The 17,001-nt window shown below is 40.4% G+C and carries 21 protein-coding genes and 2 pseudogenes; 18 read left to right on the forward strand and 5 right to left on the reverse strand.

Translation table 11 applies throughout. The features are described from left to right. Window positions 1–148: 148 nt before the first annotated feature. From RIN70_RS04710 to RIN70_RS04745, 8 genes and pseudogenes are all read left to right on the forward strand, one after another. Window positions 149–1,168 carry a DNA/RNA non-specific endonuclease gene (locus RIN70_RS04710; protein ID WP_313790731.1) on the forward strand — a complete coding sequence of 340 codons (1,020 nt, stop codon included), beginning with the start codon at window positions 149–151 and terminating at the stop codon, window positions 1,166–1,168. A gap of 119 nt (window positions 1,169–1,287) precedes the next feature. Next, window positions 1,288–1,464 carry a hypothetical protein gene (locus tag RIN70_RS04715; protein WP_003017298.1) on the forward strand — a complete coding sequence of 59 codons (177 nt, stop codon included), beginning with the start codon at window positions 1,288–1,290 and terminating at the stop codon, window positions 1,462–1,464. Between the two features lie 3 nt (window positions 1,465–1,467). Then, window positions 1,468–1,767, forward strand: a pseudogene (locus RIN70_RS04720) (Fic family protein); the annotation flags it as partial. A gap of 254 nt (window positions 1,768–2,021) precedes the next feature. After that, on the forward strand, window positions 2,022–3,770 hold the full coding sequence (locus RIN70_RS04725) for a glycoside hydrolase family 13 protein (protein WP_313790732.1): 1,749 nt from the start codon (window positions 2,022–2,024) through the stop codon (window positions 3,768–3,770). Between the two features lie 84 nt (window positions 3,771–3,854). Further along, on the forward strand, window positions 3,855–4,394 hold the full coding sequence (locus tag RIN70_RS04730; protein WP_195915727.1) for an RDD family protein: 540 nt from the start codon (window positions 3,855–3,857) through the stop codon (window positions 4,392–4,394). Between the two features lie 59 nt (window positions 4,395–4,453). After that, complete coding sequence (locus tag RIN70_RS04735) at window positions 4,454–4,897, forward strand: 8-oxo-dGTP diphosphatase (protein WP_313790733.1); 444 nt, start codon at window positions 4,454–4,456, stop codon at window positions 4,895–4,897. A 219-nt stretch (window positions 4,898–5,116) separates the two neighbouring features. Then, entirely contained in the window at window positions 5,117–5,977 is an 861-nt protein-coding gene (locus tag RIN70_RS04740; RefSeq protein ID WP_101770532.1) for a MerR family transcriptional regulator, read from the forward strand. 150 nt (window positions 5,978–6,127) lie between these two features. Continuing rightward, window positions 6,128–6,439 carry a hypothetical protein gene (locus RIN70_RS04745; RefSeq protein ID WP_003006843.1) on the forward strand — a complete coding sequence of 104 codons (312 nt, stop codon included), beginning with the start codon at window positions 6,128–6,130 and terminating at the stop codon, window positions 6,437–6,439. A 141-nt stretch (window positions 6,440–6,580) separates the two neighbouring features. On the opposite strand, the pseudogene RIN70_RS04750 reads toward RIN70_RS04745, so the two are convergent. Then, window positions 6,581–6,802 (reverse strand): annotated as a pseudogene (locus RIN70_RS04750) (type II toxin-antitoxin system death-on-curing family toxin); the annotation flags it as partial. A gap of 21 nt (window positions 6,803–6,823) precedes the next feature. Continuing rightward, the gene (locus RIN70_RS04755; protein WP_013903456.1) at window positions 6,824–6,946 is read right to left on the reverse strand and encodes a hypothetical protein; all 123 of its coding nucleotides are present in this window, start codon (window positions 6,944–6,946) and stop codon (window positions 6,824–6,826) included. A 211-nt stretch (window positions 6,947–7,157) separates the two neighbouring features. Here RIN70_RS04755 and RIN70_RS04760 point away from each other — a divergent pair, with 211 nt between their 5' ends. From RIN70_RS04760 to RIN70_RS04800, 9 genes are all read left to right on the forward strand, one after another. Next, a complete protein-coding gene (locus RIN70_RS04760) occupies window positions 7,158–8,045 on the forward strand; it encodes a DUF4300 family protein (protein WP_313790734.1) in 888 nt (295 codons plus the stop codon). Between the two features lie 85 nt (window positions 8,046–8,130). After that, window positions 8,131–8,640: a DUF6630 family protein gene (locus tag RIN70_RS04765; RefSeq protein WP_013903458.1), complete on the forward strand. Its 510-nt coding sequence runs from the start codon at window positions 8,131–8,133 to the stop codon at window positions 8,638–8,640. Between the two features lie 70 nt (window positions 8,641–8,710). Further along, the gene (locus tag RIN70_RS04770) at window positions 8,711–9,124 is read left to right on the forward strand and encodes a hypothetical protein (protein WP_313790735.1); all 414 of its coding nucleotides are present in this window, start codon (window positions 8,711–8,713) and stop codon (window positions 9,122–9,124) included. 66 nt (window positions 9,125–9,190) lie between these two features. Then, window positions 9,191–10,042 (forward strand): CbrC family protein, encoded by an 852-nt coding sequence (locus tag RIN70_RS04775; RefSeq protein WP_313790736.1) that lies wholly within the window; start codon window positions 9,191–9,193, stop codon window positions 10,040–10,042. A gap of 60 nt (window positions 10,043–10,102) precedes the next feature. Further along, window positions 10,103–10,858 carry a CPBP family intramembrane glutamic endopeptidase gene (locus RIN70_RS04780; RefSeq protein WP_313790737.1) on the forward strand — a complete coding sequence of 252 codons (756 nt, stop codon included), beginning with the start codon at window positions 10,103–10,105 and terminating at the stop codon, window positions 10,856–10,858. Beyond that, window positions 10,855–11,610 carry a CPBP family intramembrane glutamic endopeptidase gene (locus RIN70_RS04785; RefSeq protein WP_313790738.1) on the forward strand — a complete coding sequence of 252 codons (756 nt, stop codon included), beginning with the start codon at window positions 10,855–10,857 and terminating at the stop codon, window positions 11,608–11,610. Before RIN70_RS04780 ends, RIN70_RS04785 begins: the two co-directional genes overlap by 4 nt. 158 nt (window positions 11,611–11,768) lie before the next feature. After that, on the forward strand, window positions 11,769–12,440 hold the full coding sequence (locus RIN70_RS04790) for an ankyrin repeat domain-containing protein (protein ID WP_313790739.1): 672 nt from the start codon (window positions 11,769–11,771) through the stop codon (window positions 12,438–12,440). Window positions 12,441–12,627: 187 nt separating this feature from the next. Then, window positions 12,628–14,136, forward strand: a complete 1,509-nt coding sequence (gene glpK, locus RIN70_RS04795; RefSeq protein WP_313790740.1) for a glycerol kinase GlpK — start codon at window positions 12,628–12,630, stop codon at window positions 14,134–14,136. A gap of 467 nt (window positions 14,137–14,603) precedes the next feature. Then, on the forward strand, window positions 14,604–15,368 hold the full coding sequence (locus tag RIN70_RS04800; protein ID WP_003006860.1) for a (S)-acetoin forming diacetyl reductase: 765 nt from the start codon (window positions 14,604–14,606) through the stop codon (window positions 15,366–15,368). A gap of 49 nt (window positions 15,369–15,417) precedes the next feature. On the opposite strand, the gene RIN70_RS04805 is transcribed toward RIN70_RS04800, so the two are convergent. Next, the gene (locus tag RIN70_RS04805) at window positions 15,418–15,837 is read right to left on the reverse strand and encodes an SP_0198 family lipoprotein (RefSeq protein ID WP_049497591.1); all 420 of its coding nucleotides are present in this window, start codon (window positions 15,835–15,837) and stop codon (window positions 15,418–15,420) included. On the opposite strand from RIN70_RS04805, the gene RIN70_RS04810 reads away from it, so the two are divergent. After that, on the forward strand, window positions 15,824–16,003 hold the full coding sequence (locus RIN70_RS04810) for a hypothetical protein (RefSeq protein WP_049497593.1): 180 nt from the start codon (window positions 15,824–15,826) through the stop codon (window positions 16,001–16,003). The two genes, RIN70_RS04805 and RIN70_RS04810, sit on opposite strands and share 14 nt — an antisense overlap. Here the strand turns inward: RIN70_RS04810 and RIN70_RS04815 are convergent. Both RIN70_RS04815 and RIN70_RS04820 read right to left on the reverse strand, forming a co-directional pair. Next, entirely contained in the window at window positions 15,996–16,238 is a 243-nt protein-coding gene (locus tag RIN70_RS04815; protein WP_021153079.1) for a type B 50S ribosomal protein L31, read from the reverse strand. The two genes, RIN70_RS04810 and RIN70_RS04815, sit on opposite strands and share 8 nt — an antisense overlap. 161 nt (window positions 16,239–16,399) lie before the next feature. Next, the gene (locus RIN70_RS04820; RefSeq protein WP_070665942.1) at window positions 16,400–16,984 is read right to left on the reverse strand and encodes a DUF5336 domain-containing protein; all 585 of its coding nucleotides are present in this window, start codon (window positions 16,982–16,984) and stop codon (window positions 16,400–16,402) included. Window positions 16,985–17,001: the final 17 nt, after the last annotated feature.

Genomic DNA, 17,001 nt, shown 5'->3' on the forward strand with positions numbered 1-17,001 from the left:
AATATTTTATACACTAAAGAATATTAAAGTAAAAATAAACTTATTAAAAAATCTAATTGACATAGGAGAAGAAATTGCCTATCTTCTATGTTTGTAACCGCTGTTTTCTGCTATAATATCACTAGATAGAAATGTGGGAGTTTCAATCATGGTTACAAAACGGTTTTTGAAAAATGTTATTGTTGCGATGGTCTCGGTTTTTATGTCCTTGGCCATTGTTCAAGGGGCTCAAGCTCAGCAAACGGGCCTCGATTACCAGAGCCTTCATCTACTGCCTTTTAATGGCAGTAAGCAGCTTGTACTGGGGGATTTTGATCATTTAGGTCGTGCGACCTCAGCCCATATTCAGCTTCAGGACAAGGATGAGCCAAAGAAAAAAAGAGAACCACGTCTCAACTATAATCCGGTTGGCTGGCACAATTATAAGATTGCTTATGGAAACAAAGGGAAGAAGGCCTGGCTGTTCCATAGAGGGCATCTGATTGGCTATCAGTTTAGCGGTCTGACCGATGAAGGGAAAAATCTGGTTCCTCTAACTGCCTGGACCAATACGGGGAATTATAAAGGGACAGCGGATAGTAATGTGGAGGGCATGCTCTACTACGAGAAACGACTCGATAGCTGGCTGGCCACCCACCCCAATTATTGGCTGGATTATAAGGTGACGCCTGTCTATACGGGGGATGAATTGATCCCTCGGCAGGTGACCTTGCAATATGTAGGAATTGATCGAGATGGCAACCTTCTGCCTATCCATCTAAGTAGTCCCAAAGAGTCGGTAGATGCTTATGGGATCACCACTGTTACCTTGGATAACTACTCTAAGAATGCGACTATTGACTATCTGAAGGGGACAGCCAAGCCATCTTTAGTGCCGACGGAACCAAGTAGTCAACCACAACCAGCCAGTCCTTCTGTAGAGACGAAACCAAGTCAAGCCCCTCAACCGAGTCAGCCAGCAGTGCCTGCACAGCCAGTTCAACCTGTAGAGCCTGTAGCGCCAACTCGTCAACTAGCTCCAGTTGTTTATGTGGCCAGAAATGGGAGTGCTGATGTTTATTGGTATTCTAAAGATAGCATGCCACGAAATACCAACTTTGCGAAAGTAGTTGAAATGTCAGAAGAGCAAGCGCTCAGTCTTGGAAAACGGCATACAAGTAAGGAATGAGTATCAGTCATTTAGATGATGAGAAAGCCCAATCGCTGGGCTTTTTGTGTAGGGTAAGTTCTAAATAGGAGAACTAAAATGATTGAAAATATGCTATAATAATAGGACGGAGGTAGAATATGACCTTAGATGTAGATAAAGAAAAAATGATGATTATGGGTGTGATTTTTGACAACAAAAAGGTTTTTAAGAGCGTCTGGTTTGCTCTTAGCACCAATATGATTGAAGGATGGCATCCCACGGTAGAAGACGTGGAGCGACTGAGAGAAGAGGCAGTTGCATTAGGAGTTGGATAATGGTCAGAAAAATATTTAAATACTTTGATTTCAAACTATCTACTTAACGCAAATAATAAAATTGAGATTTGTAAAAGTTTAGCTGAGATATTAGATAATCTAAATTATTTTCACCCATTTAGAGAAGGAAACGGTCGTACTCAACGAGAAGTTATCCGTTCTTTAGCTTTGATGAAAGGCTATGAATGTGAAATTTCAATTGGTTTAGATGATGATATCTATCACTTATATATGGATGGAACAGTTTATGGAGATACTAGTAAACTCGAACAACTGTTCAATAAACTATTAACAGAAATATAGATCTGTAGTATATTTTAGTAGGAAACAGTATAAAGTGATGCTTATAATGTAAAGTCATTGCTTCAACAAAGATCTTTAAGCCCAATCGCTGGGCTTTTTGTGTTGCACTAGAATCTTAACAAGTTAGTAGTCTAAAATTATCTCACAAGATCTTGCAAACCTTTTTCTAAAGTTGTATACTAGAGTGAGTTTTGTGTAATCGTTTGCATAAACTGATGAATGATGAGAAGAGAGTATAGTAGGAGACGAGACAGATGGAATTAACAGCGATTTACCACCGGCCTGAATCGGAGTACGCCTATCTTTATATGGACGGTCAACTCCATATTCGCATCCGGACCAAGAAAGAGGATATCAAACGGATTGTCTTGCATTATGGGGATCCTTTTATTTTTATAGAGGATCTATATGAGGCAACCAAGGAAATGGACAAGGTGACGACCGACGACCTCTTTGATTATTGGCAAGTGTCGGTATCTGTCAGCCATGCACGGATCCAGTACCTCTTTGAATTAGAGGATACAGCGGGAGAGAAGATCTTGTATGGAGACCGGGGTGTGGCAGCCTATAAAAAGGAGAACCTGGACTTCGTCATGAACGGCTTTAAGCTTCCTTTTATCCATGAGATTGATGGGTGTGCTGTTCCGGACTGGGTGGCTCAGACAGTTTGGTATCAGATTTTTCCTGAGCGTTTTGCCAATGGGAATCCAGCCATTTCCCCAGAAGGTGTCCGTCCTTGGGATGCGTCAATTGCCCCTACAATGTTGGATTTCTTTGGTGGAGATTTGCAGGGAATCATCGATCACTTGGACTACTTGCAGGATCTAGGAATTACAGGGCTCTACCTTTGCCCGATTTTTGAATCACCAAGCAACCACAAATACGACACCATTGATTACTTTGAAATTGATCGACATTTTGGTGATAAAGAGACCTTCCGCAAACTAGTGAAAGAGGCTCATGCGCGTGGGATGAAGATCATGCTGGATGCCGTCTTCAACCATATTGGCTATGATTCACCCCAATGGCAGGATGTGGTCAAACACGGGGAGGATTCGATTTACAAGGATTGGTTCCATATTAAAAAGTTCCCTGTCTCCTCAGAAAATCTGTGGAATAGTCGCGACTTGTCTTACCATGCTTTTGCCTTTGCGGGCTATATGCCTAAGCTCAATACGGCTAATCCAGAGGTGAAGGACTATCTCTTGAAGGTGGCGACATACTGGATTGAAGAGTTTGATATCGATGCTTGGCGACTGGACGTGGCCAATGAAATCGACCATCAATTCTGGCGAGATTTCCGTAAGGCGGTCTTGGCTAAGAAGCCAGACCTCTATATCCTCGGAGAAATCTGGCATTCGTCCCAACCTTGGCTCAATGGCGATGAGTTCCATGCGGTGATGAATTACCCCCTCTCTGAAAGTATCAAGGATTATTTCCTGCGAGGGCATAAGGAGACGCAACGCTTCATTTGGGAGATTAATAGCCAGTCGATGTACTACAGGCAGCAGATCTCTGAGGTTATGTTCAACCTCTTGGACTCGCATGATACAGAGCGCATCTTGACGACGGCCAAAGGCGATCTTCAGTCTGTCAAGTCTGCTCTTGCCTTCCTCTACCTGCAACGGGGAACGCCGTGTATCTACTATGGAACGGAGCTAGCCCTCATCGGTGGCCCAGACCCGGATTGCCGCCGTGTCATGCCATGGGAGCGCGTGTCAGCAGACAATGACATGCTAAACTTTATGAAGGACTTGATCCAGCTACGAAAAGAAGTGGCGGGCATGATTCAACATGGTAAAGTGAGTCTGAAAGAAGTAGACCCAGATGTAGTAGCAGTAGAATGGCAGCATGAAGGTCACCTTCTCAAAGCCTACTTTAACCACTCCAGGAAAGACTTTGTCTTAGAAAGAGGACAAGCAGATCTGATCAGTCTTGGGAGCATCTCTGATGATCGATTGAACATTCAGCCAAATGGCTTTGTTATTTATAGGGAAGATTAGGAATGAAGAAGACTGGAATCGAGAGATTGCAGGCTTCTTTTTATAAATAGTATCTTTATTCGCACCCTTATATTATAATAGGAGATGAGAAAGGGGGAGACGGTGATGAAGATTTTAGCAATTAATTCTATTTCGTTTAAAAAAAGAATGATTGAATTACTATTTGATTATCTTTTCATAATAGCTTATTTAGCGCTTCTGTTTTTAGGTTGTATGACTTTTTACATTATTTTTTTTAATGGTATCCCAGAGTTTACAGAAATTCAGTCGCAGTGTCTTGCATTTTTTACCTCTGTTTTGCCAATCACTCTACTTTTTACATTCTTAGATTATACAAATAATGGGAGTTTTGGGAAGGCGAAAGCTGGACTTCAATTGGTTTACCAGAAAAAAACAGTGCAAGCTAGCTTGATTAGAAACACCATTAAATTTTTGCCTTGGCAACTCGGTCATATGGGCACGATACATGGTGTCTATAGTGAGTTTGATGTGTTATCCATTAGCCTCTCTATTTCGGCGACTCTCCTCGCAGTTTTGCTACTGGCAATGACAATGTTTAGAAAAGATAAGAGGCATCTAGGTGACCTGCTAGCCCATACGCAAGTTCAGCAAAAAGGTGACTAGGATACAGATTGTCTATTCTGTCCTCAATGGAAAAATACACATAGTTAGGAAGTATCTATATGAATGAAAACGTCGAGTTTACGAATCTTTGTATGGTAAGAGATGGCGATAGAGTTCTTGTTATGAATCGTAAAAAAGAGGACTGGCCAGGCATTACATTTCCTGGAGGTCATGTCGAAGTGGGAGAGTCATTTACGGAAGCAGTGATCCGTGAAGTGAAGGAAGAAACTGGCTTAAGGATAGCTTCTCCCCAGATTTGTGGAATGAAAGATTGGGTAGAAGACGGCATTCGTTATGTAGTTCTCTTTTATAAGACAGAAAAGTTTGACGGAGAATTAATATCCTCTGAAGAGGGGGAAGTCTGGTGGGAGGACCTGAAAGAATTTCCAAAACTAGACCTCTCCTTAGATATGGAGGATATGCTTCGTATTTTCTTTGAAGAAGACCTTTCTGAATTTTTCTACTACCAAGATGGAGAAGACTGTAAGTACGATTTAAAGTAAATTTGGATACTGATTCTTCTAATAATTAACTAGACAACTTTTTTAAGCAGTTAACCCAATGGTTGGCTGTTTTTCTTTTTTAATGACTGATTTATTCGTGGAAGCTTGTTATAATAAGAGATAAATGAGATTAAAAAAATGATTGTCTTCTGTTTATAAGGTAAAGGTTGACATGCCCCTTGGGGACAGGAGTATCATATAGTAAAGGGGGGCAAGATCATGTTAAGAAATGATATTCAAAGAATAACAGCTTTAACTCGAAAAGCACTAGAATACTATGAAGAAAAAGGTTTTATTCATCCTCGAAGACTAGAAAATGGGTATAGGGAATATTCGGAAAAGGATGTAGAGATTCTGAATAAGATTACCTTGTTTAAAAAATTAGGGCTAACCATAACAGAAATAAAGGACTGTCTGAAGTCAGATGGGGCTACTGCATCTAGTATTCTCAGAAGAAAAGAGCAAGAACTAGAAAGTGATGAGAAACGGAAAGTAGTGTTCGATCTCTATATTAAAGGTGCAGACACGGATCTGATCAATGAAAAACTTGCGGTCATCGAAGCTGAAGACTCACTTTATAAGAGACTCGAAAGAGCATTTCCAGGATACTTGGGGCAATGCTTATTTGCTGCCTATCAGCCTTTTTTACAGGAACCCTTGTCAAAAGATGGAGAAGAAGCATTTAAGAAGTATATTCAATATTTAGATAGCCTTCCAACCTTTGAGTTAAGCAGAGAAGAACAGGATTATGTTGATGAACTGAGTTCTAGTTTTAATATGAAGACCTTAAAAGAGGTTAATGAAGCTAAGATAGCTGCGGTAGAAAGTTATGAAAAGTGGCATAATGAAAATAAGGACACAATTTCTATTTTTGATCGCTATTTGAACAGTGATGATTACAAAACAAGTCCAATGAAAAATATTCAAGATCAACTGAAAACATTTTTGATTAACCATCACTACTATGAAGTAGCTATTCCTCTGATTAGACAATTTAGTAAGAGTTACGATCATTATTATAAAAAACTAACTGAGGCAAGTGACTATTATTTAAAGCAAAAGGGAGATGCTCCACAGTAAATCGGAAATCAATATACTTCATAAGATTTAACGATTAAGAGATAGAGTCAGGGATGACTTACCCTTGCTCTGTTTTTCAGTTTCTTTAGTTGTACTTTCCTCTACATAGGTGTATAATGTGTCCTTAGATAAACAAATGAGGAGTTTACTATGGAATTAAAAGATTTTACAGAAAAAGAACAAGAACAAATCAAGCAAGGATTGAGTACGGCTGAGATTTCTGATAAAGAAGCAGCGAAGAAGTTGCTTGCCCTTGTACCGCAAGAATGGATCAAACGCATTCCTTTCTTTGTCAGAGGGCATGCGACAACCAAGACAGTTGAGCGTGTAGCCAAGCAATACCCTGAACTCTATGCGGTGGCAAAACGTCAAGGGGACCTTCCTGAAAAAGAAGGCGAAGAGCTCCGCAAAATTATGACAGCTATCTTTGAAGAAAAGATGAACAAACACAAGATTAAATAAGAGTTTTAAAGGAAATGTATTTATTTCTACAATTACGATTAAACATTCCGTAAAAAAGACAATATCAGTTTTCTGAATTCCAGAATTCTAATATTGTCTTTTTTCTTATTTTTTATGCTAAATCAAATTAGACTTGTAATCTTATTGTTTGCCAGTCTCCTTACATGAATGTTCAGAAATCCATTTAGAGTAGATTGCTAACTTTTCATCAGTTAATGACTCCACAGCTATTTTAACGCACATCTCAACGGCCTCATCAACTGTGACAGAAAAATGATAACCATTTAATCGTAAAAATTTCACCAAAACGTAAAAGGCTGTTCGTTTATTGACATTGGCAAAAACATGCTTTTTTATCAATCTGTTTTTCTATTAGATAGATTGTCAGTTTCCGACTAAAGCTTTGAAAATATCATCATATTCATCAAAAATATCATTAGTCAAATCAGAGTCAAGATTGTTATCTTCTTTGGTTGAATTTCCTTCTTTTACAGTTTCTACTACCATTTGCCTACCTCCTTTGGAGTATTATATCAAATAATTAATAGTATGTAAGAAAATAGTTTTTTTAACACAAGATCCTCAACTATAGTTTTAAAATCAGTATTATTATAGTAGAGAGTTTTTTCTTTCTGTTTCAATCTATTTATTGATATAATGAAGCTAAGAAACTTTAAAATAAATGATTCTTACAACAATTATTAGAAGGAACCATTTTATGAAACCATCTAAAAAAATCATGCTTCTTACTAGCTGCGTCTTGGCGATCTTTGCTTTAGCGGCTTGTGGTAGCAACCAAAAGCAATCCAAGGAAAAGCAGGCAAGTTCCACTGTGCAGAAATCTAGTTCAGATAAGGAGCGCTACAAGGGAAGCTACAGCAACCTCAACAGCAAAGCAAGTGTCAAAGAAGTGTGGGCTCTCCTATCTGCTTATTTGGATCAGGACAGTGTAGATAAATTTCTGGGTCTAGTAACGGATTACGATAGCATTGTAGGCTCGGTCGGATTGACGGGTGATTTCAGTAAGTTCAAGAAAACAGACTACAATGTTGAGAAGATCAGTGACTTGTGGACCAAGAAAAAGGGCGATTTCGTCGGGACCAACTGCCGGATCAATAGTTATACTCTTCTGAAGAATCGCATCGAGATTCCTAAGATGAAAGCGGATAGTGAACTTTTATTTGTGGACAATGATGCCATTGACAAAGGAAAAGTCTTCGATGAGGCAGACAAGGAAGACTTTAACATTCTGTATTCACGGGTTCCAACAGAGGCTACAACGGATGTCAAGGTCCATGCCAAGAAGATGGAAGAGTATTTTGCTCATTTCAAGTTCAATGAAAATGCTCGCATGCTTTCCATCATCGTTCATGATAACCTAGATGGAAATACTCTTTTTGTCGGCCACGTCGGTGTCTTGGTTCCTGCCAAGGATGGCTATCTCTTTGTTGAAAAGCTGACCTTTGAAGAGCCCTATCAAGCCATCAAGTTTGCGACTAAGGAAGATGTTTACAAATACTTGGAGACCAAATACCAGAACTACACAGGCGAAGGTCTAGCCAAGCCCTTTATCATGGACAATGAAAAATGGGTTGAGATGAAATAAGACCCCCAAATGGAAAGTGACAATTTTATATAAGATTAGAAATCTAGGAACAAAGGAAACTATAGAAAAGTGAGGATAACGAAAAATGAATCAAACAGCGAAAGAAGAGTATACTCGTATCGTTCGGTTACTGACTGAGGACAGCTCTATCTATGATGCTATTGAAAATTGCTTAGAATCACCTTGGTCTTATTTTGAGGAAAATATTGATCGCTATGATGAGCGTGGAATTGATGAGGATGAAACAGAAGAAACTATTATTTGGCTTGGCATTGCAGATGAATTGATAGATGCGAATGAAGCTGTTGAATTAGATTGGAATCCTGAATTAGAAGATTTTAGTTACTTCATGAAATCACTGGCTGAAAAGAAGAATCTTCAGATGGAAGATGATTGGTTTGATGAAGAGGACACTATTACGAATTGGTGCTCTATGCTCGATAGGAAATGGGAAACAGAAGGTTTCTGTGTAGGTGGAATAGACATTGATAGCGATAGTTACGTCCTATTTATTTGTGAAGTGGAGACGCTAAAAGAATTAACAAAATGGAGCAATCGCATTGATCAGCGTATTGATCATGCAAAAAATCTCTAAGGCAAAAAAGTGGTGACAGCTACTATTTAAGAACTGACATTACCAAGTAAAAACAGGAAGGAGAGCGAGAATGGCTAGTCATGTGATAGAGTTTGAAGGAATGCAACTATATGCTCCAATTCTATATGTGCTAGTTTTCTTGTTCTTTTTCAGTCTTCTCCTCTTCCAGAGAAGAAGGGCAATCGTGAAACGTAGTGGTGGTCCCTTCTTTGCTCCCTTCCATATTAACCGTGGCATCTTCTACATTCATGTGCCTTTGTGTTTCAGTCGGCGAATGATCCCACTGAAAGAGATCAAGCAAATCACCTATGCAATTTTTCGTGGACGATCTGGTGGCGGGGCTCGCTATGCTTTTTATATAGAGCTTAGAAATGGAAAGACTATTCCCTTCTTTTTTGGAAAAAGCAAGCGGAATGAAGAGCTGGTGGAGAAGCTCAAACGAAATGCAGGTAGGTATGGGTTTAAAGTACATGATCCAGGTTAGAATACAATCATCTGTAGAAATAGGATCTACGATTTGATTCCTTTAAAAATGAAAGCGAGTAGTCCTATGAACGATTCTATGAAAGAATATATCCATCTTAAAAAGCAGTTCCAAGAGCAAGAGAAGGATTCATCCAGCGTGCTGGCTTTCTATGAATTTGCGGATCGGCTGGCTTTACTGGAAACTCCAGAAGCCAAGCAGGTCTTGGTGGATGTTTACCAAGAGTTGGGCTTGTATGCTAGTGCCTTTTCCCTCTTCTTAGAGCTAGTAGACAAGTCTGATCGCAAGCAAGTTAAGAAGCTTTTTACCTTAGAAAAGATGAGTCTCAGTCATGGAGATCGCTTTGCTCTCCCTCGTCCTTTGACTGAAAAAGAAAAAGAGACTCATAAAGAGAAAATCAGTTCCTTGCCAACCTTCCGCTATCATCCGGATCCACTAGGGACTGGTGCTTTTAAGGAAGGGGAGCCTAAGACCTGTCCTTCGTGTGGGGAAGACCACACCATCTATTATGTTCTGAGACCTTATTGTGTGGAGGAGCTAAGCCATCTCTGTCCGACTTGTATTGCTACAGGTCGTGCTGCCCAGAAGTTTGAAGCAGAGTTTATCCAAGATGCTGATTGGCAAGGGGTCATGGATAAGGAAAAAGATCAGGTCCTATTCTGTCAAACTCCAGGCTATAGTAGCTGGCAGGGGGAACATTGGCTCTCCTGTTGCCGAGACTACTGTGCTTATCTGGGGACAGTTGGCACTCGTGAATTGGAAGAAATGGGCATTGCAGAGCAAGTATTAGCAGAATACGAGGCACGTAATGAATTTCAGGATGTGGCTGAATACTTAGTCAAGGATGGTTCAATGTGTGGCTATCTCTTTCGATGTCTCCATTGTGAACAATACCATCTGTGGGTTGATGCGGATTAGGGGATGCTCCAAATCTAATAGAGTCATGAACTAGATGAAAGAATAGAAAAGGAATCACGAATGAATAGAAAGCAAGCCCTTTCCATGTATTTGATAGGGACCTTTGGTCAAGTATTAGGAGTCAGCCTTCTGGTGTGGTTTTTAAGAGCAGGAGGAGCGAAGGTTGATTTTACATCACCAATGGGGATCATCGCTGTTGTTTTAGGTGGCTTATCATCTGCTTTTTGGGGTAGTCTTGCAAGCATTAGTTACCATCAATCTAGTTTTAAACAACTTCTCAAAGATTTTTTTCAAGTCAAAGACAGGTTAGCTAATTATTGTTTAGTGCTCGTTTTCTTGCTACTCGACTTTTTCCCCTTTATCTTTGGTGGTAAGATCACTACTCAATCGTTGGTCTTGCCAGTGGTGCTCTTTTTCAAGGCTCTTCTTTTTGGTGGAGTTGAAGAAATTGGCTGGCGTTATTTCTTTCAACCAACTTTGCAGAAAAAAATACCTTATCTTTCAGCTACTTTGATCACCTTTTTAGCCTGGTCTAGTTGGCATCTACTATACTTTTATATTGATGGTTCTTTAGCTGTCATTCAGTTGCTTCCGTTTCTAGTAGGTCTGCTAACTAACTGCTTTATCTTATCGGCCTTGTATCATAAAACGCAAAATTTATGGATCTGTGTCATGACTCATGCCTGTATTAATTCCTTGTCTCAGATTCTAGTGAATGAAGAGGTATGGCTATCTATCGTCAGTAAAATTCTTATTATTAGTTTAGCAATCATGATTGCAAGAAAGAAGTATGTAACTGTAAAGGAGGAAAAATGAGCAAATTTATTTCAAAACAATCAGTCGCTAGTTGGTATGCACTGACTGCGCTCCTAGCTACCTTTCTAGTCGGGCAAGTGATCCTTTGGTTTTTCCCTGATGGGACTAGTATAGGTGCCTCACTACTGTTTATCCTAATGAACTGTATTCCCCTGATTACTGCGGCGGTCTTTTCTCTTGTCCTGGGTGAAGTCAAATACTTGGGTGATTTTTTCAAAAAGGTTTTTCTTCAAAAAGAAAGTCCTCTGTCATGGATCCTAGCATTCTTCATCCCCGTCATCTATTATGGGATCTCCATCCTGCTTATGAACGTTCGCTTTACTGGGAACTCCCTCTTGGCCTTCTTCCTTTATTTCCCCTGGACATTATTATATGGCGGTCTAGAAGAAGTCGGTTGGCGTTGGTTTTTACAAGATCATCTTTCCTTTAGTAAGCACTTTATACCTAAAATGATGGTTCTCTCCATTGTCTGGTTCCTCTGGCATATCCCTATTTATCAACTCCCTTGGATTACCGCAGGTTCATCCAACTATCTCATCTTTTACCTGATGATTTTAGGGAATACCTTCCTATTTGGAGCGCTCAAGGAGTATTCAAAAGGAGCTGTCCCTTGTATCCTGGCTCATATGCTGATCGATAGTCTGGCTGTCCTTATGCTGGTTCAAAGTTCTCTTCCTCAGATCATCCTTCTAGTTATTTTCGAAATCCTAGTAGCCTCTTGGCTAGTGGCTATACGAAAATCATTGAAATAGGGTTATACCTCTTTCGGTGGGAGTCTGTCATATTTACCCTTTAGGACTTTAATTAAGAGTCCATAAAATGGTATAATCAGTTTAACGAAGAACCTAGAGATAGGATCAAAGTATCAACACAGTGTCATTCTTATCTATAATGAGAGAGGGGCAAGACCATGCAAAAAACCTTTCAGTTGTTGCGAAGAGGAGATCTAGAGGCCGTCCGTCAGATATTGGATAAAAAGCCTGAAGAAGTCAATGCTGTTTCGGGTGACAAACCTAAAAGAGATCAGGGACAGTCGCTCCTTCAAGTCGCTATCAAATCGGGACATTTAGATATTGCAGACTTACTCATTGATAGAGGAGCAGATCTTAACTTTATCGAAGAGCCGACAGAGCTGAATCCATTTTGTCAACCAGTCCTCCAAACAGCGGGTGGACGAGCTGTATTTGACTGCAGGCGCATGATCAAACGTTGGAATGGCCAATATGAAATGTATTCGTCTAAGGAAAAGGCGGACCAGTCTTTCAAGGTTTTTGAGAAAATGTTGGAACTTGGGGCAGATATCACTCAGAAGGATAGTCATGGGGGAACCTTATTGCAAACTATTTTAATTGAAACCAAGGAAGTTCTGCCATCTTATTATTGGAAAACAAAAGAAACAAGCGATAATGTCCTCATCACGGATGAATTGCGACATGATTTAAATCGTATTTATGATCTATTGATTCGTTACGGTGTGACTGCTGACGAAATAGCTGTCTATCAGAAGATTCCTCTCAAAGAACTTTACCAGGACAGCCCGACTATGGAATTTTTAAATCGTTTGAAACAGCGCAGATCTTGATAAGCATTTGAACCACTAGTTAAAAGAGCCTCGGGGCTCTTTTAACTTTGTCTGATAGAACTGGAAGTACTATGAAAATGTTAGACCGGATTTTCTTAAAAAAATGGATACAAATCCATGATGAAATAGAGTATACTAGTTTATGAAAGAACAAGATTTTTAAGTACCCAATTCAGGAGGGCAGTTTATGTCTCAAGAAACTTACATCATGGCGATTGACCAGGGAACCACTAGTTCGCGGGCTATCATTTTTAATAAAAAAGGCGAGCAAGTCAGCTCTAGTCAAAAGGAATTCACTCAGATTTTTCCGCAGGCTGGTTGGGTGGAGCACAATGCCAATGAAATTTGGAACTCGGTGCAGTCGGTGATCGCTGAGGTCTTTATCGAAAGTGGCATCAAGCCCAATCAAATCGAGGCGATCGGCATTACCAATCAACGGGAGACGACAGTTGTTTGGGATAAGAACACGGGGCTTCCTATTTACAATGCCATTGTCTGGCAATCACGGCAAACGGCTCCACTGGCTGAAGAACTTAAAAACCAAGGCTATGTAGAAACCTTCCACCAAAAGACAGGTCTAGTCATTGATGCCTACTTCTCAGCGACTAAAGTTCGTTGGATTTTGGACCACGTAGAAGGAGCACAAGAGTGTGCGGAGAAAGGTGAATTGCTCTTTGGGACCATTGATACTTGGTTGGTCTGGAAGCTGACAGATGGAGCTGCCCACGTGACAGACTATTCCAATGCAGCCCGTACCATGCTCTACAATATCAAGGAACTGAAATGGGACGATGAAATCTTAGACATTCTCAACATTCCTAAAGCCATGCTTCCTGAAGTGCGTTCAAACTCTGAAATCTATGGCAAGACAGCGCCTTTCCATTTCTACGGTGGACAAGTGCCGATTGCAGGGATGGCGGGAGACCAGCAAGCGGCCCTCTTTGGTCAATTGGCTTTTGAACCTGGGATGGTCAAAAACACTTATGGAACTGGATCCTTCATCATTATGAATACGGGTGAGGAGATGCAGTTATCAGAAAATAACTTGCTGACGACGATTGGTTATGGGATCAATGGCAAGGTCTACTACGCCCTTGAAGGATCGATCTTTATCGCTGGAAGTGCCATTCAATGGCTCCGCGATGGCTTGCGTATGATCGACAGTTCACCTGAATCCGAGGCCTATGCTCTGAAGTCTCAGAACCAGGATGAAATCTATGTGGTTCCTGCCTTTACGGGTCTTGGAGCACCATACTGGAATCAAGAGGCGCGTGGTTCTGTCTTTGGACTTACCCGGGGAACAACCAAGGAAGACTTTATCAAAGCAACCCTTCAATCCATTGCCTATCAAGTACGTGATATTATTGACACCATGCAGGTGGATGCCAAGACTCCTATCCCTCTCCTAAAAGTAGACGGAGGAGCAGCGAAAAATGATTACTTAATGCAGTTTCAGGCAGATATTCTTGGAATTGCAATTGCCCGCGCGAAAAACTTGGAAACAACTGCTTTAGGAGCGGCCTTCCTAGCAGGTCTGACTGTAGGCTATTGGAAAGACTTGGAAGAATTAAAATCTCTTCATGGAGCAGCTCAAATCTTTGAACCCAAGATGGATGAATCTCGTAAGGAAGAGCTGTACAAGGGGTGGAAGAAAGCAGTCAAAGCTACTCAAGTATTTGCGGAGTCTGATGACTAAAGGGATCAATCAAATGAATAGTTTATGAGAGAGAGTGGGACAGAAATCGGTCATTCGTTAGAATTCGATTTCGTCGTCCCACCTCCACACAGTTGAGTAGGGCTGTAAAAGCTGATGAAATCAGCGTAGTAGAGCCCACTCAACCACTGCGTCTTGCTTGACAATCCAAAAATAATTGAGAGGCTAGGACTTTTGTCCCAGCCTCATGTAGTTTTTACAGAATAGAACAGTTATCTGTTTTGGTTAAAAGCCATATTCTATTTCACTTATCACTAAATAAAAATATCATATAAATGAACTTTTTTTAAAAAATAACAGGCCAGAGTTTGACACTTTTTTCACAAAGGAGTATACTGTTAGCATAGTTTTGTCGGATATTTATAATAGATCCCATCAAAACTAGTTGTCAACCCTTGCTGTTCTGATAGGAACGTTTGCTGGTATCGTTGATACCAAGGAGGAATCATATGTCTAAAGTAGCTATTGTCACAGGTGCTGGTCAAGGAATCGGTTTTGCAATCGCAAAACGTTTGGTGCAAGATGGCTTCAAGGTCGGAGTATTGGACTACAATGCTGAAACAGCTGAAAAAGCAGTTGCTGAGTTGTCCGCAGAAAATGCTTTTGCGGTCGTTGCTGATGTATCCAAACAAGCAGAAGTAGCTGCAGCTTTCCAAAAAGTTGTTGACCATTTTGGAGATTTGAATGTTGTCGTGAACAATGCAGGTGTTGCGCCAACTACACCACTTGATACAATTACAGAAGAACAATTTACGCGTACATTTGCTATTAACGTTGGTGGCGTGATTTGGGGTGCTCAAGCTGCACAAGCTCAATTCAAAGCGCTTGGCCATGGCGGAAAAATCATCAATGCAACTTCACAAGCAGGGGTTGTAGGTAACCCTAACTTGACTGTTTATGGTGGTACTAAATTTGCAGTTCGTGGTATCACACAGACTTTGGCGCGTGACTTAGCGGATTCAGGAATCACTGTCAATGCTTATGCACCAGGTATCGTGAAGACTCCAATGATGTTTGACATTGCTCATGAAGTTGGTAAGAACGCAGGTAAAGATGACGAATGGGGTATGCAAACATTCGCTAAAGATATTACTCTCAAACGTCTTTCAGAACCTGAAGATGTAGCAGCAGCGGTCAGCTTCCTTGCTGGACCTGATTCAAACTACATCACAGGACAAACCATTATCGTAGATGGTGGGATGCAGTTCCATTAAGATAATAAATAGAGGTTGGGATCAACATCCTAACCTCTTATTTTTTATGCTATTTCGTTAATACAATGGTATCAGAAGGATCGCGATCGTCATCTTCAATAGTGAGTTGGTTACCTTCTAGTTTGTAATATTTGAGATCATCTCCCACAGTGAGAGTATGATTGTCGGAGTGAACGGTTACAGGCTTGCTTTCTTTCTCGCCATCCCTTTCAACCTCTTCCCATGTGCCCATCTTACCAGAGAGGGTCAGAGTGATCTGATCATTTTCATCAGTCCCTTTGTATGTACCGTCTAGATTTTCAGCTTGGCTAGCTGTTTGTGAACCTTTAGAGCTTGAAGTGCTCGAAGAAACCTGTTGTGAACTAGCAGAGTTTGCAGGTGTTTGAGCTGTCTGGTTCGAGCAGGCTACTAAAAGACCAAGAACTGCCAGTGAGGCAAGAGAAAGTGTGAGTTTTTTGGACAATGTCATCGGCTTGTCTCCTTTCTTTGATAATCCAAATATAGCAGAGGATAGAGGAGAAGACAATGAAAATGATTTTTCAGAAAAGGGAGAAAGAATTCTTTATATGTTCATCTTTTTAGATCAAAAAAACCACTCCCGAAAGGGAAGTGGTTCTGTGTTGGTTCTTATTTGAGACCGTATTTTTTGTTGAAACGATCCACACGTCCATCTGCTTGAGTGAACTTTTGACGTCCAGTGTAGAATGGGTGTGAGTCTGATGAAATTTCAACACGGATCAATGGGTAAGTTTCACCTTCGAATTCAACTGTTTCGCTAGAGTACTTAGTTGAACCGCTGACGAACTTGTAACCAGTAGTAGTGTCCATGAAGACAACAGGGCGATATTCTGGATGGATATCTTTTTTCATTTTGCAATATTTCCTTTCTGCCATGGTCTCTTTCCGAGCCATAGATTGTTACTAAGCTAGTTTACCAAATTTCCAGGATCTTGACAAGTATTTTCACTAATTTTATTTAAATTAATGATCAAAAAAATCACCCTAGCTATGCTAAGGTGATGATAATCTTATTATTGTTCAGATTGATTTGGATCTTTTGGTGCTTCAACTGGTTGATCAGCTTTTCCTTCAGTGTGTTCGTGTGATTCTTTTTTGATTTCATCTACTGCAGTTTTAACTGTAGTAGTTGTCACCCGTCCAACTGTTTGTGCAAATCCTTTACCAGATTCAGCAAGTTCTTCGAATGTTCCTTTAGTGATTTTACCACCTGACATCGCCAAGAGACCAGTTACAACAATAGCGATTGATGCGATCAAAGCAAGGATCAAACCAAAGCCAATTGAAACGCCATAACCATTGAAGTCAACAGCATATTTGTTTACACCAAATAGATCGATCAATGTTACGATAGTTGAGAGAGCCCCTGATACGATAACACCAATTGCAAAACCTTTTGGTAGTGAAGATTTCACATCGTTCAAGCAAGCAAGGACAATCGCAACGACTGCGAAGATAATAACGAACCATCCATCTCCGCGAAGGCCATTCCAGCTGTATGAACCAAAGGCACCAGCATTCAGGCTTGCCCATGGCAAGAAAGAGCTAAGAATCGCTACCGCAGCAGAGATAATGATAAACAAACGATTTTTTTCCATAATAAGTCTCCTTAAAA

This window comes from Streptococcus parasanguinis (genome assembly GCF_032163505.1).
Taxonomy (GTDB): Bacteria; Bacillota; Bacilli; order Lactobacillales; family Streptococcaceae; genus Streptococcus; species Streptococcus parasanguinis_V.